This window comes from Butyricicoccus sp., from assembly GCF_050872565.1.
In the GTDB taxonomy this organism is placed as follows: Bacteria; Bacillota; Clostridia; order Oscillospirales; family Butyricicoccaceae; genus Butyricicoccus_A.
Window position 1 is genome coordinate 1 of the sequence record NZ_JBNMHC010000288.1, and the last position, 2,951, is coordinate 2,951.

A 2,951-nucleotide genomic window follows, 5' to 3' on the forward strand; every position below is an offset into this window, starting at 1 on the left:
AAATGCAAAACATGCTGAAACAGCGCATCGCTCTGTCTCAGACCAATGCGCCCTTCCGGTACTTCCAGTAATCTGCCGGAGTTGTTCCATTCCTTTGTTTCGCTGTCAAACAGCGCCGCCGATGTACGGTAATTGGATGTATCAATTCCAAAAAAGAGAGACATTATTCCGCCTTCTCGTCTGCTTTTTCTCGTGCCACTGCACCGAGAACGCCGTTGACAAAGGCAGATGCTTCCTTGGATTCGTATTTCTTTGCGAGCGCAACCGCCTCGTCAATCGCAGTGCCCACCGGAACATCTTCCGCATACTGCATTTCGTACAGCGCCAAACGCAGAAGAGACATCGTCATGTGCGTCAAACGATTGGTCTTCCAGTTGGTAGAATGTGCTTCTACTACGGCATCCAGCTCTGCGCAATGTGCACAGACGCCGAGAACCGTATTGCGAATATATGCCTTCTGCTCTTCCGGCAGTTCTCCTGCATACAGTGCGACGTCACCCGCCAGCGATTCCATAACCTCTTGTTCCAGACGGTCAGAAACGAGTTCTGCGTCGTCAAACTGCTTAAAGCTCAATTCAAAAATCAGATGCAGTGCAATTTCTCTTGCTTCTTTTCTTCCCACAGGGATACCTCCGTATTTAGTTAAAACTAGCCATTTTATGATTTAAAATATATTATACAACAAGTCTGCAAAAAAATAAACCCTCGACCGACATTGGTCAGGGTTTATTTTACTGTGCTTTGGTCACTGAACCTCAGTCGATACGGCTGTCGGTGTCTCAAAAGACACGCCGCCCACATTGATATTGACCGCCGAAGTACGCATACCAGTCATGGACAGAATCGAAGAACGAACTGCCTCCTGTACCTTCTTGCTCACTTCACAGATGTCATAGCCGTACTGGGCGAGCATACTCACCTCGACCTCGACCAGATCCCCGTGGAATACAACCTTTACGCCCTTTGCCAGGCTTTTCTTACCCAAAAACTCTGCAACATTGGTGCCAATGCCGGAATAGAGGTTGCCTACGCCCTCTGTCTCGGATGCCGCAATCGCTGCAATAGACGCGATAACGTCCTCAGAAATGCGAACGCTGTCCTGTTCGCTGCCGGAAGTCCAGTATTCCTTACCGTCTGCCATAGGTATCACACTCCTTACGATGTGATTATACCATATGGTTTGGCGTTTGAAAACAAAAAATTGAAAAAAGCCGGATTATTTCGCTTCACTGACACGCAGCATAGATGCCTGCGCTCCTGTCTCTGACAGCACCATATCCGAAATCGCTGCCGTAGAAGAAGCATTTAGCCCGCCCTTTGGTGAGGAAACAATGACGCTGATGGTCTCATCGGAAATATAAACGACCGCATCCGCGTAGCCCTTGGATTTCAATTGGCTTTCCAATCGTTCTTCTTTTACTGTATTGCCCGCAATCTGTGTGATTTTCTCGCTCGCTTGCTTCTTGGCATCTTCCGACGCACTGTCACTGGAAACGGTTTCTCTCAGCATCGTGAGCGCTTCATCTCGCGCAGTCTCTCGAGACAAACGCGCCTGAGCAAAATAATCCGTCTGCTTTGTATCTTTTGACTCATCAGAAGTTTTCTCATCTTTCTTCTCTTCCGCGTCAGCTGTCTCTGTATGATCTACAGCTGTCACTGCGCCATAGATACTGCCGGTAGTTTCCGATGCTGCTTGATCGGCAATGGTCAGTGTATCTGGCGATTGAAAGTAGCTCCAGTTCAAATAGACCGCAACACACAGCATGAGACCAATCACACCATACACGGCACCGCGCCTCTTTAAGGATACCATGTTCTTCCCTCCTATTGACTTAGTTTCGATACAGATATGCAATCGCTGGAAATCCCGCACAGCGCAGAAACCGCATGAACAATTTGCAGCCGAACGGCATCATCATCTGCCCCTTCACACAAAATTACTGCACCGCGAAACGTCGGATACTTGCTCTTAATCAAAATCGGTGCTTCTCCATAGCTCCCATCCGACAAAATAGATGTTGTGCTTTCATATGATTCGTTGCTGTTATTGTCAGTCGTCTGGCTCGATTTACTGACATCCGCCGCATAAACAGATTCTTCTCCTGTTTCCAGCGACAGCAGCACGGTAACACGCCCCGCTCCATCAATCTGTGACAAGCTATCCGCGACAGATTGTTGAAACGCCTGTAAATCAAACCCATGGTCTGCCTGCTCTGCTGTTTGCTCCTGTGTATTGAACGCAGGCTGCATACCAGAAGTCAGCAATAAGACGCCGACCAAAATCACAAGCAAAAAGTATTTATATCGTCTCCAAATACGGGATGCCCACACCCGCCACGCTTGCGTCTCCTGTTTCATTGTATGAAGATACGATCGGCCGATATACCAAGCTGTTGTGCAAGCGTCTGTTGAAGCTGCGACAAATCCGCATTTCCTTCTTGTTTTAAAGAAATCTGCGTAATCACGACTTGGTTATCCGTCTGAATCTGCGCGGATACCTGTGCCTGACACGAAATGCCGCTTTGCTGTGCCAGTTGCTCCGCATAGTCGGCAGTCTCTGCCTCAATTTCTCGAATCATCTCTTGCTGAAACAGCTGTGTGCTGTCTTCCATCTGCGTAGTTTCTATCCGGGGAAGAAAGTCTCGAAATCGCTGCGGTGCATATTTCTGCATAGGAATAACAAGCGATACAATCAAAATCAAACCGGTTCCCATCCGAAGCACCTCCTTCATCGCACCTTCCGGCACAATCGCTAATACGACTGCGCCAAACAAAGAAGCGGCTGTGACGCTGAGAATGATTTGACGCAGCAAGTCAATCACGTCGTCATCACCACCGAATACACCAGCTCAAAAAATAGAATGGCGGAACAGCTCCCCAACATACCTAAAATCATGCCCATGCTGTCCGCAATGCCATCGGCAAGTCCGCTGAGTGATTTCGGGCAAATC

5 protein-coding genes are annotated in these 2,951 nt (G+C 48.4%); all 5 read right to left on the bottom strand.

Features of this window, described 5'->3' with window-relative positions; genetic code table 11:
• Positions 1 to 163 precede the first annotated feature (163 nt).
• Positions 164 to 622, bottom strand: coding sequence for a transcription antitermination factor NusB (gene nusB / locus ACR0P9_RS10170; protein WP_432619805.1), 459 nt, complete (start codon positions 620 to 622; stop codon positions 164 to 166).
• A gap of 123 nt (positions 623 to 745) precedes the next feature.
• The gene (locus ACR0P9_RS10175) at positions 746 to 1,141 is read right to left on the bottom strand and encodes an Asp23/Gls24 family envelope stress response protein (RefSeq protein ID WP_432619807.1); all 396 of its coding nucleotides are present in this window, start codon (positions 1,139 to 1,141) and stop codon (positions 746 to 748) included.
• A gap of 75 nt (positions 1,142 to 1,216) precedes the next feature.
• Positions 1,217 to 1,813: a SpoIIIAH-like family protein gene (locus tag ACR0P9_RS10180; RefSeq protein ID WP_432619809.1), complete on the bottom strand. Its 597-nt coding sequence runs from the start codon at positions 1,811 to 1,813 to the stop codon at positions 1,217 to 1,219.
• An 11-nt stretch (positions 1,814 to 1,824) separates the two neighbouring features.
• Positions 1,825 to 2,331, bottom strand: a complete 507-nt coding sequence (locus tag ACR0P9_RS10185; protein ID WP_432619811.1) for a hypothetical protein — start codon at positions 2,329 to 2,331, stop codon at positions 1,825 to 1,827.
• Between the two features lie 23 nt (positions 2,332 to 2,354).
• Positions 2,355 to 2,822 (bottom strand): hypothetical protein, encoded by a 468-nt coding sequence (locus ACR0P9_RS10190; protein ID WP_432619813.1) that lies wholly within the window; start codon positions 2,820 to 2,822, stop codon positions 2,355 to 2,357.
• Positions 2,823 to 2,951 lie beyond the last annotated feature (129 nt).

Coding starts and splice junctions, on each gene's coding strand:
- ACR0P9_RS10175 (WP_432619807.1), bottom strand. CDS start 1,141: ATGGCAGACGGTAAGGAATACTGGACTTCCGGCAGCGAACAGGACAGC.
- ACR0P9_RS10180 (WP_432619809.1), bottom strand. CDS start 1,813: ATGGTATCCTTAAAGAGGCGCGGTGCCGTGTATGGTGTGATTGGTCTC.